This is a genomic window from Nioella sp., from assembly GCF_964229645.1.
GTDB lineage: Bacteria > Pseudomonadota > Alphaproteobacteria > Rhodobacterales > Rhodobacteraceae > Nioella.
This window is the reverse complement of sequence record NZ_CAXREX010000328.1, coordinates 1-19,958: the sequence shown is the minus strand read 5'-3', so window position 1 is coordinate 19,958 and position 19,958 is coordinate 1. Positions and strand designations below refer to the sequence as shown.

At 67.1% G+C, this 19,958-nt stretch carries 19 protein-coding genes; 10 read left to right on the top strand and 9 right to left on the bottom strand.

Going from position 1 to position 19,958, the window contains the following annotated elements:
* Positions 1-35: 35 nt before the first annotated feature.
* The gene (gene lepA / locus ACEQXV_RS20735) at positions 36-1,835 is read right to left on the bottom strand and encodes a translation elongation factor 4 (RefSeq protein WP_370270776.1); all 1,800 of its coding nucleotides are present in this window, start codon (positions 1,833-1,835) and stop codon (positions 36-38) included.
* Between the two features lie 208 nt (positions 1,836-2,043).
* On the opposite strand from lepA, the gene ACEQXV_RS20730 reads away from it, so the two are divergent.
* Genes ACEQXV_RS20730 through ACEQXV_RS20720 form a run of 3 tightly spaced genes read left to right on the top strand, consistent with a single transcriptional unit; the run spans position 2,044 to position 3,395 of the window.
* Positions 2,044-2,484 carry a cytochrome c gene (locus ACEQXV_RS20730; RefSeq protein ID WP_370270774.1) on the top strand — a complete coding sequence of 147 codons (441 nt, stop codon included), beginning with the start codon at positions 2,044-2,046 and terminating at the stop codon, positions 2,482-2,484.
* Positions 2,484-2,846 (top strand): hypothetical protein, encoded by a 363-nt coding sequence (locus tag ACEQXV_RS20725; protein WP_370251254.1) that lies wholly within the window; start codon positions 2,484-2,486, stop codon positions 2,844-2,846. The genes ACEQXV_RS20730 and ACEQXV_RS20725 overlap by 1 nt, the downstream gene beginning before the upstream one ends.
* 30 nt (positions 2,847-2,876) lie before the next feature.
* A complete protein-coding gene (locus ACEQXV_RS20720; RefSeq protein ID WP_370251253.1) occupies positions 2,877-3,395 on the top strand; it encodes a plastocyanin/azurin family copper-binding protein in 519 nt (172 codons plus the stop codon).
* A gap of 53 nt (positions 3,396-3,448) precedes the next feature.
* Here ACEQXV_RS20720 and ACEQXV_RS20715 read toward each other — a convergent pair whose 3' ends face one another.
* Positions 3,449-3,904: an Lrp/AsnC family transcriptional regulator gene (locus ACEQXV_RS20715; RefSeq protein ID WP_370270773.1), complete on the bottom strand. Its 456-nt coding sequence runs from the start codon at positions 3,902-3,904 to the stop codon at positions 3,449-3,451.
* A gap of 133 nt (positions 3,905-4,037) precedes the next feature.
* On the opposite strand from ACEQXV_RS20715, the gene ACEQXV_RS20710 reads away from it, so the two are divergent.
* Positions 4,038-5,090 (top strand): Leu/Phe/Val dehydrogenase, encoded by a 1,053-nt coding sequence (locus ACEQXV_RS20710; protein ID WP_370270771.1) that lies wholly within the window; start codon positions 4,038-4,040, stop codon positions 5,088-5,090.
* A 123-nt stretch (positions 5,091-5,213) separates the two neighbouring features.
* Positions 5,214-5,516: a hypothetical protein gene (locus tag ACEQXV_RS20705; RefSeq protein WP_370251250.1), complete on the top strand. Its 303-nt coding sequence runs from the start codon at positions 5,214-5,216 to the stop codon at positions 5,514-5,516.
* A 13-nt stretch (positions 5,517-5,529) separates the two neighbouring features.
* Here ACEQXV_RS20705 and ACEQXV_RS20700 read toward each other — a convergent pair whose 3' ends face one another.
* Complete coding sequence (locus tag ACEQXV_RS20700; protein WP_370251249.1) at positions 5,530-5,976, bottom strand: low molecular weight protein-tyrosine-phosphatase; 447 nt, start codon at positions 5,974-5,976, stop codon at positions 5,530-5,532.
* A gap of 49 nt (positions 5,977-6,025) precedes the next feature.
* Between ACEQXV_RS20700 and ACEQXV_RS20695 the strand changes: the two genes are divergently transcribed.
* On the top strand, positions 6,026-6,715 hold the full coding sequence (locus ACEQXV_RS20695) for an NAD-dependent deacylase (RefSeq protein ID WP_370270770.1): 690 nt from the start codon (positions 6,026-6,028) through the stop codon (positions 6,713-6,715).
* A gap of 92 nt (positions 6,716-6,807) precedes the next feature.
* Here the strand turns inward: ACEQXV_RS20695 and ACEQXV_RS20690 are convergent, their stop codons facing one another.
* The 3 genes from ACEQXV_RS20690 to rpmB all read right to left on the bottom strand — a co-directional run bounded on the left by ACEQXV_RS20690 (position 6,808) and on the right by rpmB (position 8,100).
* Positions 6,808-7,314 (bottom strand): copper chaperone PCu(A)C, encoded by a 507-nt coding sequence (locus ACEQXV_RS20690; protein WP_370270769.1) that lies wholly within the window; start codon positions 7,312-7,314, stop codon positions 6,808-6,810.
* Positions 7,315-7,357: 43 nt separating this feature from the next.
* Positions 7,358-7,693 carry a hypothetical protein gene (locus ACEQXV_RS20685; protein WP_372526321.1) on the bottom strand — a complete coding sequence of 112 codons (336 nt, stop codon included), beginning with the start codon at positions 7,691-7,693 and terminating at the stop codon, positions 7,358-7,360.
* A gap of 119 nt (positions 7,694-7,812) precedes the next feature.
* A complete protein-coding gene (gene rpmB / locus ACEQXV_RS20680) occupies positions 7,813-8,100 on the bottom strand; it encodes a 50S ribosomal protein L28 (protein WP_370251183.1) in 288 nt (95 codons plus the stop codon).
* A 156-nt stretch (positions 8,101-8,256) separates the two neighbouring features.
* On the opposite strand from rpmB, the gene ACEQXV_RS20675 reads away from it, so the two are divergent.
* Entirely contained in the window at positions 8,257-8,922 is a 666-nt protein-coding gene (locus ACEQXV_RS20675) for a DUF2161 domain-containing phosphodiesterase (RefSeq protein WP_370251182.1), read from the top strand.
* 43 nt (positions 8,923-8,965) lie between these two features.
* On the opposite strand, the gene meaB is transcribed toward ACEQXV_RS20675, so the two are convergent.
* Complete coding sequence (gene meaB / locus ACEQXV_RS20670) at positions 8,966-9,955, bottom strand: methylmalonyl Co-A mutase-associated GTPase MeaB (protein ID WP_370270765.1); 990 nt, start codon at positions 9,953-9,955, stop codon at positions 8,966-8,968.
* Between the two features lie 196 nt (positions 9,956-10,151).
* On the opposite strand from meaB, the gene hrpB reads away from it, so the two are divergent.
* Positions 10,152-12,575 (top strand): ATP-dependent helicase HrpB, encoded by a 2,424-nt coding sequence (gene hrpB / locus ACEQXV_RS20665; RefSeq protein ID WP_370270763.1) that lies wholly within the window; start codon positions 10,152-10,154, stop codon positions 12,573-12,575.
* A 133-nt stretch (positions 12,576-12,708) separates the two neighbouring features.
* Here hrpB and ACEQXV_RS20660 read toward each other — a convergent pair whose 3' ends face one another.
* Together ACEQXV_RS20660 and ACEQXV_RS20655 are read right to left on the bottom strand one after the other, a co-directional pair.
* Positions 12,709-13,779 (bottom strand): DUF2235 domain-containing protein, encoded by a 1,071-nt coding sequence (locus tag ACEQXV_RS20660; RefSeq protein WP_370251179.1) that lies wholly within the window; start codon positions 13,777-13,779, stop codon positions 12,709-12,711.
* On the bottom strand, positions 13,760-16,063 hold the full coding sequence (locus ACEQXV_RS20655; protein WP_370270761.1) for a xanthine dehydrogenase family protein molybdopterin-binding subunit: 2,304 nt from the start codon (positions 16,061-16,063) through the stop codon (positions 13,760-13,762). The genes ACEQXV_RS20660 and ACEQXV_RS20655 overlap by 20 nt, the downstream gene beginning before the upstream one ends.
* Positions 16,064-16,218: 155 nt before the next feature.
* Here ACEQXV_RS20655 and ACEQXV_RS20650 point away from each other — a divergent pair, with 155 nt between their 5' ends.
* Together ACEQXV_RS20650 and ACEQXV_RS20645 are read left to right on the top strand one after the other, a co-directional pair.
* The gene (locus tag ACEQXV_RS20650) at positions 16,219-19,182 is read left to right on the top strand and encodes a valine--tRNA ligase (RefSeq protein WP_370270760.1); all 2,964 of its coding nucleotides are present in this window, start codon (positions 16,219-16,221) and stop codon (positions 19,180-19,182) included.
* Positions 19,183-19,260: 78 nt separating this feature from the next.
* The coding region (locus ACEQXV_RS20645) for an aminotransferase class I/II-fold pyridoxal phosphate-dependent enzyme (RefSeq protein ID WP_370270758.1) at positions 19,261-19,958 on the top strand (698 nt) is incomplete at its 3' end.

Genomic DNA, 19,958 nt, shown 5'->3' with positions numbered 1-19,958 from the left:
GGCAGTTTGCCCACCCTACCTGAGGCAAACCCGCCTCAGCTATCCATCTTCAACGCATTGATAAACGCACTCTGCGGGATTTCCACCTTCCCGAACTGGCGCATCTTCTTCTTGCCCGCTTTCTGCTTGTCCAGAAGCTTGCGCTTCCGGGTGGCGTCGCCGCCGTAGCATTTGGCGGTCACGTCCTTGCGCATGGCAGACAGCGTCTCTCGCGCGATCACGCGGCCGCCGATGGCGGCCTGGATCGGGATCTTGAACATGTGGCGGGGGATCAGCTCTTTGAGCTTTTCGCACATGGCGCGGCCGCGCATTTCGGCCCGGTCGCGGTGGACCATCATCGAAAGCGCATCGACGGGTTCCTCGTTGACCAGCACCGACATCTTGACCAGGTGGTCCTGCCGGTAGCCCTCCATCTGGTAATCAAAGGACGCATAGCCCTTGGTCACCGATTTCAGCCGGTCGTAGAAGTCGAAGACGACCTCGTTCAGCGGCAGGTCAGAGACCACCATGGCGCGCTGGCCCGCATAGGTCAGGTCGAGCTGGATGCCGCGCCGGTCCTGGCAGAGCTTCAGCACGTCGCCGAGATAGTCGTCGGGGACAAGGATGGTCGCCTTGATCCGCGGCTCCTCGATATGATCGACATAGGTCATGTCGGGCATGTCGGCGGGGTTGTGCAGTTCCATCTTCGTGCCGTCCTTCATGGGGACGTGGTAGATGACCGTGGGCGCGGTGGTGATGAGGTCGATATCGTATTCGCGTTCGATGCGGTCGCGGATGACCTCGAGGTGCAGAAGGCCGAGGAAGCCGCAGCGGAAGCCGAAACCGAGGGCCGCCGAGGTTTCCATCTCGAAGCTGAAGGAGGCGTCGTTGAGCGCCAGTTTCTCGATCGCGTCGCGCAGGTCCTCGAACTCGGCGCTGTCCACCGGGAAGAGGCCGCAGAAGACCACGGGCTGCGCCGGCTTGAAGCCCGGCAGAGCCTTGTCCGTGCCGCCCTTTTCATGGGTGATGGTGTCGCCCACGCGGGTGTCGCGCACCTGCTTGATCGAGGCGGTAAGAAAGCCGATCTCGCCCGGGCCCAGTTCCTTGATATCGGTCATCTTGGGCTTGAAGACGCCAAGCCGGTCGACGGGGTAGCGCCCGCCGGTGCCCAGCATCCGGATGCGGTCGCCCTTCTTGATGACGCCGTCGATGACGCGGATGATGACGACCACGCCGAGGTAGCTGTCGTAGTAGCTGTCAACGAGCATCGCCTTGAGCGGCGCGTCGCGGTCGCCGCCCGGCGCGGGCAGACGGGTGACGATGGCCTCCAGCACGTCGGGAATGCCAAGCCCGGTCTTGGCCGAGATCAGCACCGCGTCCGAGGCGTCGATGCCGATCACGTCCTCGATCTGTTCGGCCACGCGTTCGGGTTCGGCGGCGGGCAGGTCGACCTTGTTGAGGACCGGCACGATTTCATGATCCGCGTCGATGGCCTGGTAGACATTGGCCAGCGTCTGCGCCTCGACGCCCTGGCTGGCATCGACGACCAGCAGCGAGCCTTCGACCGCCTGCATCGAGCGGCTGACCTCGTAGGCGAAGTCCACGTGGCCGGGGGTGTCGATCAGGTTCAGCACATAGGTCACGCCGTCCTTGGCGGGATACTCGATGCGCACGGTGTTGGCCTTGATGGTGATGCCGCGCTCGCGCTCGATATCCATCGCGTCCAGAAGCTGTTCCTTCATGTCGCGTTCGGCCACCGTCCCCGTCATCTGGATCAGGCGGTCGGCCAGCGTGGATTTCCCGTGGTCGATATGGGCCACGATGGAGAAATTGCGGATGTGCTTCAGGTCGGTCATGGCGCAGGGCTCGTTAGGGTTGAAAGGTCAGATAGACCAAGCCACGACGTTATGAAAGGGGCGTTGATGCGGGGCGCCGGGTTTCCCCTTGGGCGGGACCGGGGCCGGACGCGCCTCACGCAACTGTGAGCGGGCAGGGCTTGCCTTCCAGCGGGGGGAATGTGCGCAGACTGCCCGCCGATCGAGACCACGAGAAAGGCCCTGCCCCATGATCCGCACCCTTGTTGCCCTTGCCCTTGTCGCGCTGATTTCAGGCGGGGCCTACCTTGCCCTTGGCCCGTCCAATGACACGAGCGCCGGGTCAGACGGACCCGCCCCGCAAGAAGGCGCCGCGCTGGTCGAGGTCATCCTGCCCGAGACGCTGTCTGGGCAGGCGCAGATCGGCCAGCGGGTGTTCGAGGCGGCCTGTGCCCAGTGCCATGGGCAGAACGGCGCGGGGCGCGACGGATCGGGCCCGCCGCTGGTGCATCGCATCTACGAGCCCAGCCATCACGGCGACGCGGCATTCAACCTTGCGGTTGCGAACGGGGTCCGGTCGCACCATTGGCCCTATGGGAACATGCCCCCCGTGGCGGGCCTGACCAATGCAGACGTCGCCGCGATCGTGCGTTATATTCGCGACCTGCAACAGGCCAACGGAATCTTCTGATGCCCCTGACCTTCCCCACCAGGACCCTGCCGCGGGCCTTTTTCGGCCTGCTGATGGTCCTGGCGGTATTGTTCTTGCTTGGTTCGGGCGCGGCCCATGCGCACGGGACGCAGCCGGGCACAACCCTGCATGCCCCGGCTGCCACGCAGGCCAGCGTCACAGCCCCGCAATCGCCCGCACAGGGCCACTGCCTTGCCGGGCTGGATTGCGCCAAGTCTGTTGCACCCCCGCCCCATGCGCGCGAGATGACCGACCTGGATCGCTTCGTCGCGGTCAGGCAGGCAGAGCGCAGCGCCTTTGGGTGGATCATCGGACTCGATCCGCCGCCTCCCCGTGTTCCGAACGCGCGTGACATCACCTGACACGACCGTTTTCAGAACACGAGAAAGACCATGAAACAGACCTATCGTTTTAGCTGCGCGCTTGGCGTGCTTGCTGCGCTTGCGCCCATGGCACAAGCCAGCGGAACCCATGCCCATGGCCACGGGGCCGGGATCGGGCAGGCCGGAGAAGCTGCCCATGTCGACCGCGAGATCGCGATCTCGATGAACGAGATGCACTTCACCCCCGGCAGCCTGATGGTGCATGCCGGAGAAACCATCCGCTTCCTCATCACCAACGAGGGCCGCGCGGTGCACGAGTTCAACCTCGGCACCGAGGAAATGTGGGCCGAGCATCGCGATGAAATGCGCGAGATGATGCATGCAGGCATGATGACCATGCGGATGATCAACCACGACCGCATGGCAGAGGCCGGGATGATGCATGACGACCCCAACAGCCTGCTTCTGGCACCAGGTGAGAGCGGGGAAATCATCTGGACCTTCCCCGAGGTGACCGAGATGGGCTTTGCCTGCAACATTCCGGGGCATTTCGAGGCCGGAATGCATGGGCAGGTGCAGTTCGAGTAGCAAGGTCATGGCCCCGGGACGAAACGGGAAAAAGGGCCTGTTGCCCTGCCCCATCAGGCCCCGGGGCTGATCGCCCGGTCCACCATCGCCCGGAGCGAAAAGCTGGTGCGGGTTGACCGGATGCCCGGCACGCTCATCAGCTTGTGTTCAAGAAAGGCATCGAAACTGCGCAGGTCGCGCGCGGCGACCTTCAGCAGGATGTCTCGGCTGCCCGTCATCAGGTGGCATTCCAGCACCTCGGGGAAGCGGCGGATCGCGCGCTCGAACCCTTCCAGCGCATCGCGATGCTGGCGCTCCAGTTCCGCGAAGACGAAAACGGTGATCGGGAAGCCCAGTTTCTCGGGGTCGACGCGGGCGGCATAGCCGGTGATCAGCCCCTCCTGTTCCATCCGGGCCATGCGCCGCGCGCAGGGCGTGGGAGACAAGCCCACCCGCTCGGCCAGGTCGGTGACCGGAAGACGCCCGTCTTTCTGAAGCGCCGATAGAATCCTGCGGTCGATCTCATCCATATGTCAGCTTTCCCCTGCCATTTGCCGATATCATGGCGAATATCGCTATCATTGTGAAGGTCTCAGCGGGTATTTGGCGCCCTTCCCTATCTGACTGGCGCTATCCTCCAAGCCAGCAGGAGGAGGACACGCCATGCAGATCACCCATATTCCGACGCCAAGCCATGAAGAGGTGTTGCGCGTCACCGATACCGCAACCGGGCTGGTGGGCTTCATCGCCATCCATTCCACCGCGCTTGGCCCGGCGGCGGGCGGGCTGCGGATGAAGCCCTATGCCAGCGAAGAGGCAGCGCTGACCGATGCGCTGAGGCTGAGCCACGGCATGACCTTCAAGAATGCCGCTGCCGGCCTGCCCCTTGGCGGCGGCAAGGCGGTGATCCTGGGCGACCCGGCCTGCGACAAGACCGAGACGATGCTGGCGGCCTTTGCCGGGGCCATCGCGGCGCTGAAGGGGCGGTACTGGACCGCCGAGGACATGGGCATGAGCCCCGAAGACATGGCGGTGATCGCCCGCGGGACAGAGTTCGTGGCGGGCCTTGCCGATGGTCCCTTCGCCAGCGGCGACCCCTCGCCTATCACCGCGCGTGGCATCTTCAACGCGATCCGCTGCACCGCGCGCCACCGCTTCGGCTCGGCCAGCCTGTCAGGCCGCAAGGTTGCCGTGCAGGGGCTGGGACATGTGGGCTGGGACCTGGCCGCGCAACTGCACGCTGCGGGCGCGGCGCTGATCGTGGCCGATATCGACCCGGCCCGCTGCGACGCTGCCGCCAGCCGCTTTGGCGCGGCGATCGCCCCCGTCGACCGGATCCTCGGCGTCGAGGCCGATATCCTGGCCCCCTGCGCCATCGGCGGCATCCTGAATGCCGAGACGATCCCCGCGCTGAAGGTGGCCGCCGTCGCGGGCGGCGCCAACAACCAGCTGGCCACGCCCGCCGATGGCGACGCGCTGCACCGGCGCGGCATCCTCTATGCGCCCGACTACGTGGCCAATGCGGGCGGCATCGTCAACGTGGCGACCGAGATTCTGCGCATCCGCGACCGGGCGGGCTTCGTGAAAGAGAAACTGGCCGAGGCGGAAGCCTCGCTGGACGCGATCCTGACCCGCGCTGCCCTGCGCGGGGTGTCACCGCACAAGCTGGCCGACGAGATCGTGCTGACCCGGATGCAGCGCCGCCCGGCGGCCTGATCCGCCGGTTTCCGCGCAGCCGGGCCCGTGTCGCAGCGCAATATTGCGCCGGGGCGCGGGCTTTGGCATGATTCGGGGCACCAGAAGGGGATCAACCCTTTGCCAAGGTCACGAGGCAGTGCCATGCGCAAGACATTCTCGGTTTTTCTTACCCTGTTCCTGCTGGCCGGAGCGCCACTGAACGCAAACCCCGTCGAACGGGCCTGCATGACGTCGGGCCGCGATGCGGCCAGCCCATCCTTGTGTTCATGCATCGGCGACGCCGCCCGCGCGACGCTGAGCTATCGCGAACAACGCCAGGCAGCGCGGCTTTTCGACGATCCCGACGAGGCGGAGGACCTGCGCATGTCGGACAACCGCCGCGACGAGGCGTTCTGGGAACGCTACCAGGCGTTCGGGGAAACCGCGCAAGCCATGTGCAGCTGAGCGCCGCCCGCGCTCAGGCGCTGGCTGAAAGCCGGTCGTTCCAGGCGCGCGCGGCCTCTTCGATCAGCGCGAGCACCCCGTCGAAATCCCGCGTGTAGTAGGGATCGGGCACGTTTCGCGGGCCCTCGTCCAGCACGTCGAGATAGAGCGCCAGGTCGGCGGGCGACCCTGCGGGTCGCATCGCCTCAAGATCGGCGAGGTTCTTTTCATCCATAGCAAGGATCAGGTCAAAGCGGTGGAAATCCTCTGCCGTGACCTGCCGCGCGCGCTGCTGGCCAAGTTCGTAGCCCCGCGCCCTGGCGGCAAGCTGCATCGGCCCATAGGGCGCGTCGCCGACATGCCAGTCGGAGGTTCCGGCGCTGTCCACCCGGGCCTCTGGCATGACGGCTTCCAGCACCGCCTGCCCCGTGGGGGAGCGGCAGATGTTGCCCAGGCAGACACAAAGGATAGAAACGGTCATGGGGGGGCTCCTGTTTGCGCGGGCCCTTGATGGCATGACGGGGAATGAAATGGAACGGATCGTTATCCTGACCGGGGCGGGCATTTCCGCCGAAAGCGGGCTTGGCACCTTTCGCGACAAGGACGGTCTGTGGACACGCTACGACCTGGCGGACGTCGCCACGCCGGACGGCTTCGCGCGCAACCCCCGGCTGGTGCATGACTTCTACAACGCCCGTCGCGCCAATGCGCTGGATGCCAGCCCCAATGACGCCCACCGGGCGCTGGCCCGGCTGGAGAGCGAGTGGTCAGGCGAGTTGCTGATCGTGACGCAGAACGTGGACGACCTGCATGAACGGGCCGGAAGCCGCAACGTGCTGCACATGCATGGGGAACTGGCCGGGGCGCTCTGCGCCAGCTGCAACCATCGCTGGCCCGCGCCGCGCGTAATGTCGCCCGACGCCCCCTGCCCGTCTTGCGGCGCGCCGCGCACGCGGCCCGACATCGTCTGGTTCGGGGAGATCCCCTACCGGATGGAAGAGATTGCCGAGGCGCTGTGGCAGGCCGATCTCTTCGTTTCGATCGGCACATCGGGCGAGGTCTATCCAGCGGCGGGCTTCGTGCAGGAGGCGCAGGCGGCGGGGGCGGAGACGCTAGAGATCAACCTCGAACCAAGCCGCTTGCCCGGATTGTTCGACCGCGCGATTACCGGACCTGCCACGCAGGCGGTTCCGGATTGGGTGGCAGGGCTGCTGGCCTGACAGGAACGGCGCGCCCGATGGAACGGGAGGAGGCGCGCCGCCCTTCGGGACCCGAAGCGGCAGGGACAGGGCCGCAGGGCCCCGTGCCCGGGTCAGTTGGACGCCTGACCCATGGTGCCGTGGTTCATCTGGCCGTGCCCGGCCTGGCCACCCGAGAAGGGCGTCCGTTCAAGGTCGATCGGGATCGTCACGACAATCTCGCCCGCCTGTTCGAAGACAAGCGTGACCTCGATCTCTGCGCCATGTTCAAAGGGCGCGGCCAGCCCCATGAACATCACGTGATCGCCGCCACGGGCGAGCGCATGGGTCTGGCCTGCGGGAATGGCAAAGCCGTCCTCGACCTCCATCATGCGCATGACGCCGTTGGCGTCTTCCATATGGGTGTGCAGCTCGACCCGTGCGGCGGCCTCGGAGCGGGCCTCGACAAGCCGGTCATCGGTATCGGTCTGGTTCACGATCTCCATGAAGGCCGCGCCGGACATGGCCATGCCCGAGGAGGCCCGGGCATAGGGGTCGTGGATCATGATGCCGTCGGCAAAGGCGGGAAGGGCGAAGGCCAGGGCGGCGACGCCCGCAAAGAAGGGTGTTTTGAACGACATTGGTCGTCTCCGGTGATCTGATTGGAAAGAAAGGGTCTAGGGATCAGATCAGCGAAGGAGGTCCGCGTCCCTGGCCGCCCTGAACGGGGGTCTCATGGATACGGGTGGCGAAGGGACGGGTATAGAGCGTGGCCATGCGCCATTCGGGCGCATCGAGCGGCAGCGGCTCGACCAGGGCCATCGCGCCGACCGTGCAGTCGGGGCAGGCGTGGTTGACCTCCATCGGCGCGCCATCGGGGCCGAGCGGCACCACCTGCTGGCTCGCGTCGATGCAGAGAATCATCGTGCCCGACAGGCTCATCCCGCCGCGCGCCACGGCCATGCTGACCGAGGTCATGGCAAGGACCAGACCAAGCAGCAAAGCGGTTGCGGGGGACAAAAGCCGGTTCATACCCGCTAGATAGGCACGGGCCGATCTGGATGCAAAGCGCAAAAAGGACGCGGCCCCCGGGGCGATGCCGGGGGCCGCGAGATGTTGCCGAAAGGATCGGGTCAGGATCAGGCCGAAGCCTGGGCCTTCGCGATTTCTTTCTTGATTTTCAGCGCTTTGGAAGACAGATCCTCGTCCTTGGCTTTCGCAAGGAAGGCGTCCAGGCCACCGCGGTGGTCAACGGAACGCAGGGCCGCAGCCGAGATGCGCAGCTTGAAGCTGCGATCAAGGGTTTCGGACCCCAGGGTCACTTCGTTCAGGTTCGGAAGGAACCGGCGCTTGGTCTTGTTGTTGGCATGGCTGACATTGTTGCCAGTCATCGGGCCTTTTCCGGTCAGTTCGCAGACGCGCGACATGGGTCTTATCCTCGGGTCTCAGAAACGGACAAGGGCGCTGAGCCGGGTCAGCGCCCTCTAAATCTGGGCGGTGGATAAGGCGGCTCCGGGGCAGTGTCAAGCGATTCATCCCCGACAGGGCATGACTTTCGCTGCCCCGGGACATAGCCTGCCCGCATGGTGAAAGAAACCGATCTCTACCCGCCGGTGAAATCCTATCTCGAAGCGCAGGGCTACGAGGTGAAGGCCGAGATCGGCGCCGCCGATATCGTGGCGCTGCGCCCCGGCGAGGAGCCCGTGATCGTCGAGCTCAAGACCCGGTTTTCCCTGGCCCTGTTTCACCAGGGGGTCGAACGGCTGGCCCTGGCCGACATCGTCTACCTCGCGGTCCCGCGCGGCCGCGGGCGCGCCTTCCAGAAGGCGCTGAAGGCAAATGTGAAGCTGGCGCGCCGGCTTGGCCTGGGGCTGGTGACGGTGCGGCTTTCGGACGGGTTCGTCGAGGTCCATTGCGATCCGGGCCCCTACAGCCCGCGAATCTCCAAGCCGAAACGCCAGCGCCTGCTGCGGGAATTCGCGCGCCGGGTCGGCGATCCCAACAGCGGGGGCGCGACCCGGGTGGGGCTTGTTACCGCCTACCGCCAGGACGCCCTGCGCTGCGCGGCCCATCTCGCACGATGCGGCCCGTCGACGGGCCGTGCGGTCAAGGCGGCAACCGGGGTAGAGAAGGCAACCGAGCTGATGCGGGCGGATCACTACGGCTGGTTCGAGCGCGTGGCGACCGGGGTCTATGCGCTGACCCCGAAAGGGGCAGAGGGGCTGGAGACCTATGGCGATCCGGGTTGAGCCGGGCGTGATCTGCGCTGCGTCGCCGCAGCGCGTGCCCCGCCTAGCCGTGCAGATGGGCCAGCAGATCGGCAGCTGCCGCGTCGGGTGACAGCTCGCCCCCGGCGACAGCCCCACCCAGTTCGGCCATCCGCGCCCGCATCGCGGGATCGCCCGTCAGCCGCGCCAGGAGCCCCGCGCGCACCTCTTCCTCGAACCAGTGGCGCGCCTGTTCGGCCCGGCGCCGGTCCCAGACACCCTGCGCGCGCCGCCAGTCCGCCAGCGCCTGCATCTCGTCCCAGGCCCGCTCCAGCCCGTTGCCTTCCACCGCGGACACGGTCAGCGCCTTGGGGAAGTCCTGCGGATCGCGCGCCCTTTTGCGCAGAAGGCGCAGCGCGCCCGCGTAGTCCGCACAGGTCCGCGTCGCGGTGGCCTTGAGATCGCCATCCGCCTTGTTGACCAAGATCAGGTCGGCAATCTCCATGATGCCCCGCTTGACGCCCTGCAACTCGTCCCCCCCCGCGGGGGCCAGAAGCAGCACGAAGAGGTCGCACATCTCGGCCACCATCGTTTCCGACTGGCCCACGCCCACGGTCTCGATGATGATCACGTCGAAACCCGCGGCCTCGCACAGGGCCACCGCCTCGCGCGTGCGGCGCGAGACGCCGCCCAGGTGGCTCATCGACGGCGAGGGGCGGATGAAGGCGTTCTTCTGGCGGCTGAGCTGCTCCATCCGGGTCTTGTCGCCCAGGATGGACCCGCCCGACCGGGCGGAACTGGGATCGACCGCGAGGACCGCCACCTTCAGCCCCTGCGCCACCAGCATCATGCCGAAGCTTTCGGTGAAGGTGGACTTGCCGACACCGGGCGTGCCCGACAGGCCGATGCGCAACGCCTGCCGGCCATGACCGCGCAGCTGTTCCAGCAGCGTCGTCGCTTCGGCCCGGTGATCGGGGCGGGTGCTTTCCACCAGGGTCACCGCGCGCGCCAGGGCCCGTCGTTCCCCGGCCAGGATGCGGGCGGGCAGGTCATCGGGCAGGCGGCGTGTGGTCATGGCGTCTCGGTCCCTCGTGCGCCGCAGTTGCCCAAGGGGCCAGGCAGTGGCGGCCGTTGCGCCCGGTTCTGCCCCGTTGGGGGCGAACTTGTCCAGAGCGCGCGGCGATATGCCCCCCGGTTGACGCGGGCGCGCCAAGCGCCGCTTTATGGCGAAAGCCAGACCCTCGCCCCCCGAATCCCGGTGCCGCCCCCTGATGACCCGCCTGCCTATCGACCCCATCCTGCCCGAGCTGCTGGCGGCCCTGAGCGCCGAAGGGCGCGCCGTTTTGCAGGCGCCGCCCGGAGCGGGCAAGACCACGCGGGTGCCGCTTGCGCTGCTCGACGCGGGGATCGTGCCGGGCCGGATCCTGATGCTGGAGCCCCGGCGGCTGGCGGCCCGCGCCGCGGCCGAACGCATGGCCGAAAGCCTTGGCCAGGAGGCAGGGCAAACCGTAGGCTACAGGGTGCGCGGCGACGCGAAAGTGGGGCCCGCGACGCGGATCGAGGTGGTGACGGAAGGCATCCTGACGCGGATGTTGCAGGACGACCCCGAGCTTCCCGGCGCGGGGGCGGTGATCTTCGACGAATTCCACGAGCGATCCCTCAACGCCGATCTGGGCCTTGCCCTGACCTGGGAAGTGCGCGGCGCGCTGCGCGAGGACCTCGTGGTTCTGGTCATGTCGGCCACGCTCGATGCAGCCCCCGTGGCGGCGATGCTCGATCATGCCCCCGTCATCACCTCCGAGGGCAAGGCCTACCCGGTGGAAACCCGGTGGCGCGAGACCCCGCCACGCAAGGAAGAGCGGTTCGAGACCGGCATGGCAGGGCTCATCCGGCAGGCCCTGGCCGAAAGCGAAGGCGGGCTGTTGGCCTTCCTGCCCGGCGAAGGCGAAATCCGGCGCACCGCCGCACTGCTCGACGGCCTGCCGGGCAACGTGGTGCTGCACCAGCTCTTCGGCGCCATGCCGCTCGCCGCGCAACGCGCCGCCCTGCGCCCCGAAGCGAAGGGCAAGCGCAAGCTGGTGCTGGCCACGTCAATCGCGGAAACCTCCCTGACCCTGCCCGATATCCGCGTGGTGGTGGACGGGGGGCGGGCCCGCCGGGCCCGGTTCGACCCGTCTTCGGGCATGTCCCGGCTGGTGACCGAACCTGTCAGCCGCGCCGAGGCCGACCAGCGCCGGGGGCGCGCGGGGCGCGTGGCCGAGGGCCTGTGCTACCGCAACTGGACCAAGGGCGGAGAAGGGGCCCTGCCCGCCTTCCCGCCTGCGGAAATCGAAGCCGCCGACCTGGCCGCGCTGGCGCTCGACCTGGCGCTTTGGGGGGCGGGCGACGGGGCGGGCCTGGCCTTTCTCACGCCCCCGCCTGCAGGCGCGCTGGCCGAGGCGCAGACGCTGCTGCGTGGCCTTGGCGCTCTGACTGAGGACGGCACTGTCACCGCCCATGGCAGGCAGCTGGCAGCCATGCCCCTGCATCCCAGGCTGGCCCACATGCTGGCCCTTGGCGGCAAGGGGGCAGAGCGGCTGGCCGCGCTCTTGTCCGAACGCGACCCGCTGCGCGACCGGGGCACGGACCTCGCCCTGAGGATGCGGGCGCTGGACGATCCGGGATCTCTCAAGGCCGATCGGGGCGTGGTGGCCCGCATCAAGGAGGACGCCCGCCGCCTGGCCCGCTTCGCCAGCGGCCCCCGTCACAGCCTGGCCGAGCAGGCGGCCCTGGCCTATCCCGATCGCATCGGCCTGCGCCGCAAGGGCGATGCCCCGCGTTACGTGCTGTCGGGCGGCAAGGGAGCGGTGATGCCCGAGGGCGACGCCTTGGCCGGACAGCGCCTGATCGTGGCGACCGACCTCGACGGCAACCCGCGCGAGGCGCGGATCCGGCAAGCCGTGGCCCTGTCGGAGTCGGAACTGCGCGGTCTCCACGGCGACCGGATCGCCTGGGTCCGCCGCTGCGACTGGTCGCGCCGCGACCGTCGTGTCATCGCCCGCGAAGAGGAACGTTTCGGTGCGCTCGTGCTGGCCGAACGCAACTGGACCGACGCCCCGCCCGAGGCGATAACGGCCGCCCTGTTGCAGGGCCTGCGCGACCTCGGGCTCGACACGCTGAACTGGACCAGGCCCGCGCGGCTCCTGCGCGCGCGGCTCGCTGCCTCGGGCCTCGTCGATGTCTCGGACACGGCGCTCCTGGACACGATGGAGGACTGGCTGGCCCCGTTCCTGGGCAACCGGACCAGCGCCGCCGATCTGCGCCAGCTCGATCCGACCGAGGCCCTCGGCACATGTCTCGACTGGGACCAGCGCCAGGAACTCGACCGCCTTGCCCCCGCCCATTGGACGACACCGCTCGGGCGCAAGGTGTCCATCGACTATGGCGGCGATGCGCCGGAAGTCTCGCTGCGCCTGCAAGAGGTCTTCGGCACCACCGCGCATCCCACCATCGGCCAGGCACGGACACCGCTGCGCATGACGCTCCTCTCTCCCGCGGGCCGGCCCGTTCAGACCACGACCGACCTGCCCAGCTTCTGGGCCGGAAGCTATGACGACGTGCGCAAGGACATGCGGGCGCGCTATCCCAGGCACCCCTGGCCCGAAGACCCCTCTCAGGCCGATCCCACCCTGCGGGCCAAGCCCCCCGGCAAGTAATCTCTTCATTGTTCCGAAAATATCCCGGGGGGTCCAAGGGGGGCAGCGCCCCCCTGACGGGTGGGCGAGGGCTCCCGAAGGGGGTCCGAGACCGCCCGTTCCCGGATCGCCGCCGGCAGGCGGCGATCCGCCCTCACCTTGACCGAAACCACCCGTTCGACATGACCGGCAGCCCCAGGGCCCGCGCCGCCGGGATCGCCGTTCGATGCACCCGCTCAGACCTGTCCAGCCCGAGTCGACGCCGGTGGCGCAGAACGAAGAACCGGCTCCAGCCGCGCAGGGTGCCGACCGACGGGGCACCGGGATCGGTCAGGTAGCGGCTGCGCCAATGGGGCGGCAGTGGCAGGCCGCAGGCCTCGGCCTCACCCAGCATCCAAACCAGGGGGATGTTCGACAGCGGCCGCGCCGCGTTCCAGTCGCCAAGCTGGCCACCGACATCTCCATGCGAGCCCCGGAACCACATCTGCACCACGTCCCCCTCGCGCTCTTCGGGCAATTGCCACAGGACCGGCGAGAAAATGTCGCGGGTTTCGTCCATCGCCAGCGCGTGCCGCCCGTGCCGGGTCGAGCCGCCAAGCGCGTGGCTGTGAAACGCATGCGCCTGCGGGGCGAGACGCCACAGAAGCGGCCAGCGCAGGCCGAGCGCGCGCACCGTATCATAGACCCCGACCAGCTCGATCTGAACCCGCTCGTGACACCGCGCCGAGCGAAACGCCCTGGCCTGCTGGCTGTCGGGCGCCTCCTGGTAGAGCCGGTAGAGCCGCTCGAGCGTTTCTTCGCTGACCTGTGCGGGCCGTAGCAACCCCAGCTTGTCAATGAGCCCCGCCAGCGACCGCACGGCGAAGGCACCCCGCGAATAGCCCATCAGGTAGATCCGGTCGCCGGGACGGTAATTGCGCGCAAGGAACAGGTAGGCACGCTTGATCTGCCGGTTGATGCCGATCCCGGCCAGGACCTCGATTGCGCGCCGCATCCCGCGCCACTGGATCCCGGGCTCGTAGTAGAGCATCACCCGCGATGCCTCGCCCAGTTCCGACAAGAGCCGGTAGGTCAGGCCGATATTGGTTTCCGACCCGCGGCGCAGCGAAGACATGGTTCCGTCGAGCAGCACCACGTGGGTGCAGGGCGGCCGAACCTCCGGCAGGCGCGGCTCGGGGTTTCGGAACCCGCGCCAGAAAGACCACTTACCCCTGATCGGTGCCACCGGCCCCCTTCGCCTCCTCGATCATCTGCCACAGCCGGTGCGGCGTGAACGGCATGTCCGCCAGCCTCACCCCCACGGGCCACAGCGCATCCTGCACCGCGTTGGCCACTGCAGCCATCGCGCCGATCGTGCCCGCCTCGCCGCAGCCCTTCATGCCGAGCATGTTGGTCTCGGTCTCGGTCGGTTCCGAGTGGAACGAGAAGAACGGGAAGTCCCCCGCGCGCGGCATGCCGTAATCCATGAAGCTTGCCGTCAGAAGCTGCCCGTTTTCATCGAACACGACCCGCTCGTTCATCGCCTGCCCGGCCCCTTGCGCTATGCCGCCATGGATCTGGCCCTCGACCAGCATCGGGTTCATCATGTTGCCAAGATCGTCGGTCACCGTGTAGCGCTCGATGGTCAGCAGGCCGGTGTCGGGGTCGATCTCGACCTCGGCAATGTGACAGCCATTGGGAAAAGACCGGCCCGCGTTGCGGATTTCCTTTTCGGCGGTCAACAGGTCGGCCCGGCCCTCGGCTTCTGCCCGGTCAGCCAGTTCCATCAGCCCCACCACCCTGTTCGATCCCGGCGCGCGGAACACGGCCTCTTCGGGATCGAAACGGGCGCCCTCGGCTCCGATCACCTCTTCGGCAAAAGGCAGAAGCCCGTCGAGCAGCACCTCCGAGGTGGCGTAGATGGAGGAGCCTTGCACCGTGACCGAGCGCGACCCGCCCGTGCCGCCGCCCTTGGCGATGCGGTCGCTGTCGCCCTGCACGATCTCGATCTGGTCAAGCTCCAGCCCGAGCCGGTCCCGCAGGAGCTGCTTGTAGACCGTTTCGTGCCCCTGCCCGGCCGACTGGGTGCCCACATAGACCTTGGCGCCGGTCCCGGTCAGCGCGATCTTCGCGGTTTCCATCGGCTGGCCGAGAATGGCCTCGATGTAATAGCACAGCCCCTGCCCGCGCAGACGTCCCTTCGCCGCGCTTTCAGCCCGGCGCGCCTCGAACCCGGCGGTATCCGCTTCTCGCGCGGCCCGGTCCATCGCCCGTGCGAAATCGCCCGAATCGTAGAGCTCGCCTGCCGCCGTCTTGTAGGGCATCTGGTCGGGCCGGACGTAAGAGCGGCGACGCAGTTCCATCGGGTCGAGCCCCAGAACCCGCGCCGCGTGGTCCATGGCGCGTTCCAGCACGTAGATCGCCTCGGGCCGCCCGGCCCCGCGATAGGCATCAACCTGCGTCGTATTGGTGAACACCGCCTTGTTGTTCATGTAGGCCGCCTGCACGTCGTAGACGCCGGGGAAGACGTGGGAAAACAGGCGGCTCTGGATGATCTGGGCAAAGCCCGACACGTAGGCGCCCACGTTCGAGACCGTGTGCAGCCGGTAGGCGGTCAGCTTCAGATCCGCGTCGAACCCAAGCTCCGCCGTGCAGATCAGGTCGCGCCCGCCATTGTCCGACAGCATCGATTCCGTCCGGTCGGCCATCCAGCGCACCGGCTGGCGCAGTTGCCGCGCCGCGAAGGACAGAAGGAAATGTTCCGGGTAACGCATGGTCTTCATGCCGAAGGCCCCGCCCACGTCGGGCGTGGTCACATGCACCATCTCGGGATCGACGCCGAGCCACTGGGAAATCTCGGCCTTCTTGGTCCAGACGCCCTGCCCGTTCTCGCACACATGCAGCCGCTCGCCCTGCATTTCGGCATAGATCGCGCGCGGCTCAAGGCTGGCGCACATGATGCGGTTGTCCTCGACCGTGACCTTGACCACATGCGCGGCCTCCGCCAGCGCCTGATCGGCCGCCGCCTTGTCGCCTGCGCCCCAGGAGTAACAGAGGTTCCCCGGCGCTTCGGGGTGGATTTCCGGCCCGCCGATGGCAACATCCAGCTTCGGTTCCAGCTCGTCGAAATCCAGTTCGACCAGTTCCGCCGCATCGCGTGCCGCGGCCATCGTGTCGGCCACGATGAAGACCACGGGCTCCCCCACGAAGCGCACCCGGCCTTCGGCAAGGATCGGACGGCGCGGGGCGGCGGCCCTGGTGCCGTCCTCGTTGTCGATCACCGTGAAGGGGATGGAATTGGCCAGCCCCGCCGCGGCAAGATCGGCCGCCGTCACCACCAGATGCACCCCCGGCGCCTCGCGCGCCGCGCTGACGTCGAGCGCAGCAATCTCCGCATGGGCCACCGGGCTGCGCAGAAGGTAGCAGGCCAGCGCGCCTTGGGGCGCGATGTCATCGACATACCGCCCGCGCCCTGTCAGGAACCGCTGGTCCTCTTCCCGCGTGACCGACTGGCTGCTTCCGAATTTCATGACCTGCTCCGTCTTGCCTGGCCAACATAGGTAACAACCCCATGGCCACTGTCCAGCCCGCGCGAATTCCCCGTGAAACCGCGACACCCGGCCTTGGCCTTTCCCCGCGAAGCGGATAAGTCACCTTCTGACGACAGACATGGGACATGCAGGCGATGGAAAAGACCTTTAACGCCGCCGAGGCCGAGCCGCGGATCTCCGCGAAATGGGAAGAAACGAACGCTTTTGCCGCTGGCGCCAATGCCAGCCGGGACGAGACGTTCTGCATCATGATCCCGCCGCCCAATGTGACCGGCAGCCTGCACATGGGCCATGCCTTCAACAACACGCTTCAGGATATCCTGGTGCGCTGGCACCGGATGCGCGGCTTTGACACGCTCTGGCAGCCCGGCACGGACCACGCAGGCATCGCCACGCAGATGGTCACCGAACGCGAGATGGCCGCCAAGGGCGAGCCTACCCGCCGCGAGATGGGCCGCGAGGCGTTTCTGGACCGCGTCTGGCAGCAGAAGGTCAAGTCGCGCGGCACCATCATCGGGCAGTTGAAGCGCCTCGGCGCCTCCTGCGACTGGTCGCGCGAGGCCTTCACCATGGGCGGCGCGGCCGGCGACCCCGAGGCCGGCAATGGCCCCAATTTCCACGACGCGGTGATCAAGGTCTTCGTGGAGATGTACAACAAGGGCTTCATCTATCGCGGCAAGCGGCTGGTGAACTGGGACCCGCATTTCGAAACCGCGATTTCCGACCTGGAGGTCGAGCAGGTCGAGGTGAACGGCAAGATGTGGCGCCTGCGCTACAAGCTCGATGGCGGCGAGACCTATGAGCATCCGATCGAGTTCGACGAGGAAGGCAACCCGACCGACTGGGAAACCCGCGATTACCTGACCGTCGCCACCACCCGCCCCGAAACGATGCTGGGCGATACCGGCGTGGCCGTCCACCCCGAGGACCGGCGCTATGCCCACCTCATTGGCAAGACCGTCACGCTGCCGATCTGTGGCCGCTCGATCCCGATCGTGGCCGACGAATATGCCGACCCTGAGAAGGGCACCGGCGCGGTGAAAATCACGCCCGCGCATGATTTCAACGACATGGAAGTGGGCAAGCGCACCGGGCTTCGCGCCATCAACGTCATGACCACCCGCGCGGCGATGTTCCTGCGGGACAACCCGGATTTCGCGGAGGGCTGCCCCGCCGAGATGATCGGCGCAGCCATCGAACGCTATGACGGCATGGACCGCTACGAGGCGCGCGACGCCATCGTGACCGAAGCGCGCGACAATGGCTGGCTCGACGGGATCGACGAAGACCGCCACATGGTGCCCCATGGCGACCGGTCCAAGGTGGCGATTGAGCCCTACCTGACCGACCAGTGGTTCGTGGATGCCGCCAAGATCGTGGAGCCCGCGCTCGACGCCGTCCGCAAGGGCATGGCCGCGCAGGAAGCCGGGGAATTCGACGAAACCGCGGGCTACACCCGCATTCTGCCCGAACGCGATGCCAAGACCTATTACCACTGGCTGGAGAATATCGAGCCTTGGTGCATCTCGCGCCAGCTGTGGTGGGGGCATCAGATTCCGGTTTGGTATGGGCCGCAGAAAGCATCTGAGAAGGAGCTTTCGGAAGCCGCCGCAGGTGCCGCAGAATACTACAAGAATGGGTATCAAGCGTTCTGCGCAGCGGACTTAGAGTCCGCCCTTGAGCAGGCGCGCGAATACTACGGCAGCGAGGTCGAGCTCTCTGTTTCCTCTGACGGCGCTTATGGATACTGGCTCAACGAGCAGCGTGAGTTCGAGTCTATCTATCTTGGGCGCGACCCCGACGTCCTCGACACTTGGTTCTCCTCCGGTCTCTGGCCCATTGGCACGCTCGGCTGGCCCGAGGAAACGGACGCCTATGCCAAGTATTTCCCGACCTCGACGCTGATCACCGGCTTCGACATCATCTTCTTCTGGGTCGCCCGGATGATGATGATGCAGCTGGCCGTGGTCGACCAGATCCCGTTCCACACGGTCTATGTCCACGCGCTCGTCCGCGACGAGAAGGGCAAGAAGATGTCCAAGTCGCTTGGCAACGTGCTGGACCCGCTGGAGCTCATTGACGAATACGGCGCCGATGCGGTGCGCTTCACGCTCGCCTCCATGGCCGCCATGGGCCGTGACCTGAAGCTGTCCACCAGCCGCATCGCGGGCTATCGCAACTTCGCCACCAAGATCTGGAACGCCGCCCGTTTCGCCGAGATGAACGAGTGCAAGCCGGTGCCGGGCTTCGACCCCGCGGGCGTCACCCAGACCGTCAACCGCTGGATCGTGGGCGAGATCGCGCGCGCCCGCGTGGCCCATGACGCGGCGCTCGATGCCTACCGGTTCAACGACGCCGCCAACGGGCTTTACGCCACCGTCTGGGGCAAGGTCTGTGACTGGTATCTGGAATTCGCCAAGCCCCTCTTCGCATCCGGCGACGAGGCCGTGATCGCGGAAACCCGCGCCACCATGGCCTGGGTCATCGACCAGTGCCTGGTGATGCTGCACCCGACCATGCCCTTCGTGACCGAAGAGCTGTGGGGCCAGATCGCCGAGCGCGACAAGATGCTCGTCCACACCGACTGGCCCGCCTATGGCGAGGACCTGGTCGATGCCGAGGCCGACCGCGAGATGAACTGGGTCATCGGCCTGATCGAAGCCATCCGGTCGGTCCGCGCGCAGATGCATGTGCCCGCCGGTCTGAAGGTTCCGCTTTTGCAGGCGGAGCTGGATGAACGCGGCCAGGGCGCGTGGGCCCGCAACGAAGCGATGATCCTGCGGCTTGCCCGCGTGGTTGGCGTTCAGGTGGTGGATGCCTTGCCCAAGGGCGCCGTCACCATCGCCGTGGAAGGCGCGGTCTTCGGCCTGCCCATTGCCGACATCATCGACGTGGACGAGGAAAAGGCGCGGCTCGAAAAGGTGCTTGGCAAGCTCGCCAAGGAACTGGGCGGGCTGCGCGGGCGGCTGAACAATCCCAAGTTCGTCGAAAGCGCCCCCGAAGAGGTGGTCGAGGAAGCCCGCGAAAACCTCGCCGCAAGGGAAGAAGAAGAGGCCAAGATCAAGGATGCCCTCGCGCGCCTGGCCGAGATCGGCTGAGCCGAGCGGACACTCTGAACGGATGCGGCGCGCAGGACCCTCTTGCGCGCCGCTTTTCTTTGAGGTCTTGCTTGGACCATGACCGGACCCCGTTACACCAAGCTCGTTCAGGGCCTCCCCGCCTCCGTCCCCTTCGTGGGCCCCGAAACCCAGGAACGCCAGCGCGGCGCGCCTTTCTTGGCGCGCATCGGCGCCAATGAAAGCGTCTTCGGCCCCTCGCCCCGCGCCATCGCCGCCATCGCCGAGGCCGCCAGGGACGGCTGGATGTATGGCGATCCAGAAGTGCACGACCTGCGCGCCGCGCTTGCCACCCATCACGGCGTGGGGATGGAAAACATCGTGGTGGGCGAAGGCATCGACGGGCTTCTGGGCTACCTCGTGCGCCTGCTCATTGAACCGGGCGACGCGGTTGTGACGTCGGAAGGTGCCTACCCCACCTTCAACTACCACGTGGCGGGTTTTGGCGGGGTTCTGCACAAGGTGCCCTATGCGGGTGACAGGGAAGATCCGTTGGCCCTGATCGCCGAGGCGCATAGATGCGACGCCAAGTTGATCTACTTCGCCAACCCCGACAACCCGATGGGCAGCTGGCATGATGCCGACACCGTTCAGCAGATGATCAACGCGGTTCCGCCGGGCTGCCTTCTGGTGCTGGACGAGGCCTATTCCGACACCGCCCCCGAAGGCGCGATCCCGCCGCTCGACGTGACCGACACCCGAGTGATACGGATGCGCACCTTTTCCAAGGCCTATGGGCTGGCCGGACTACGGGTGGG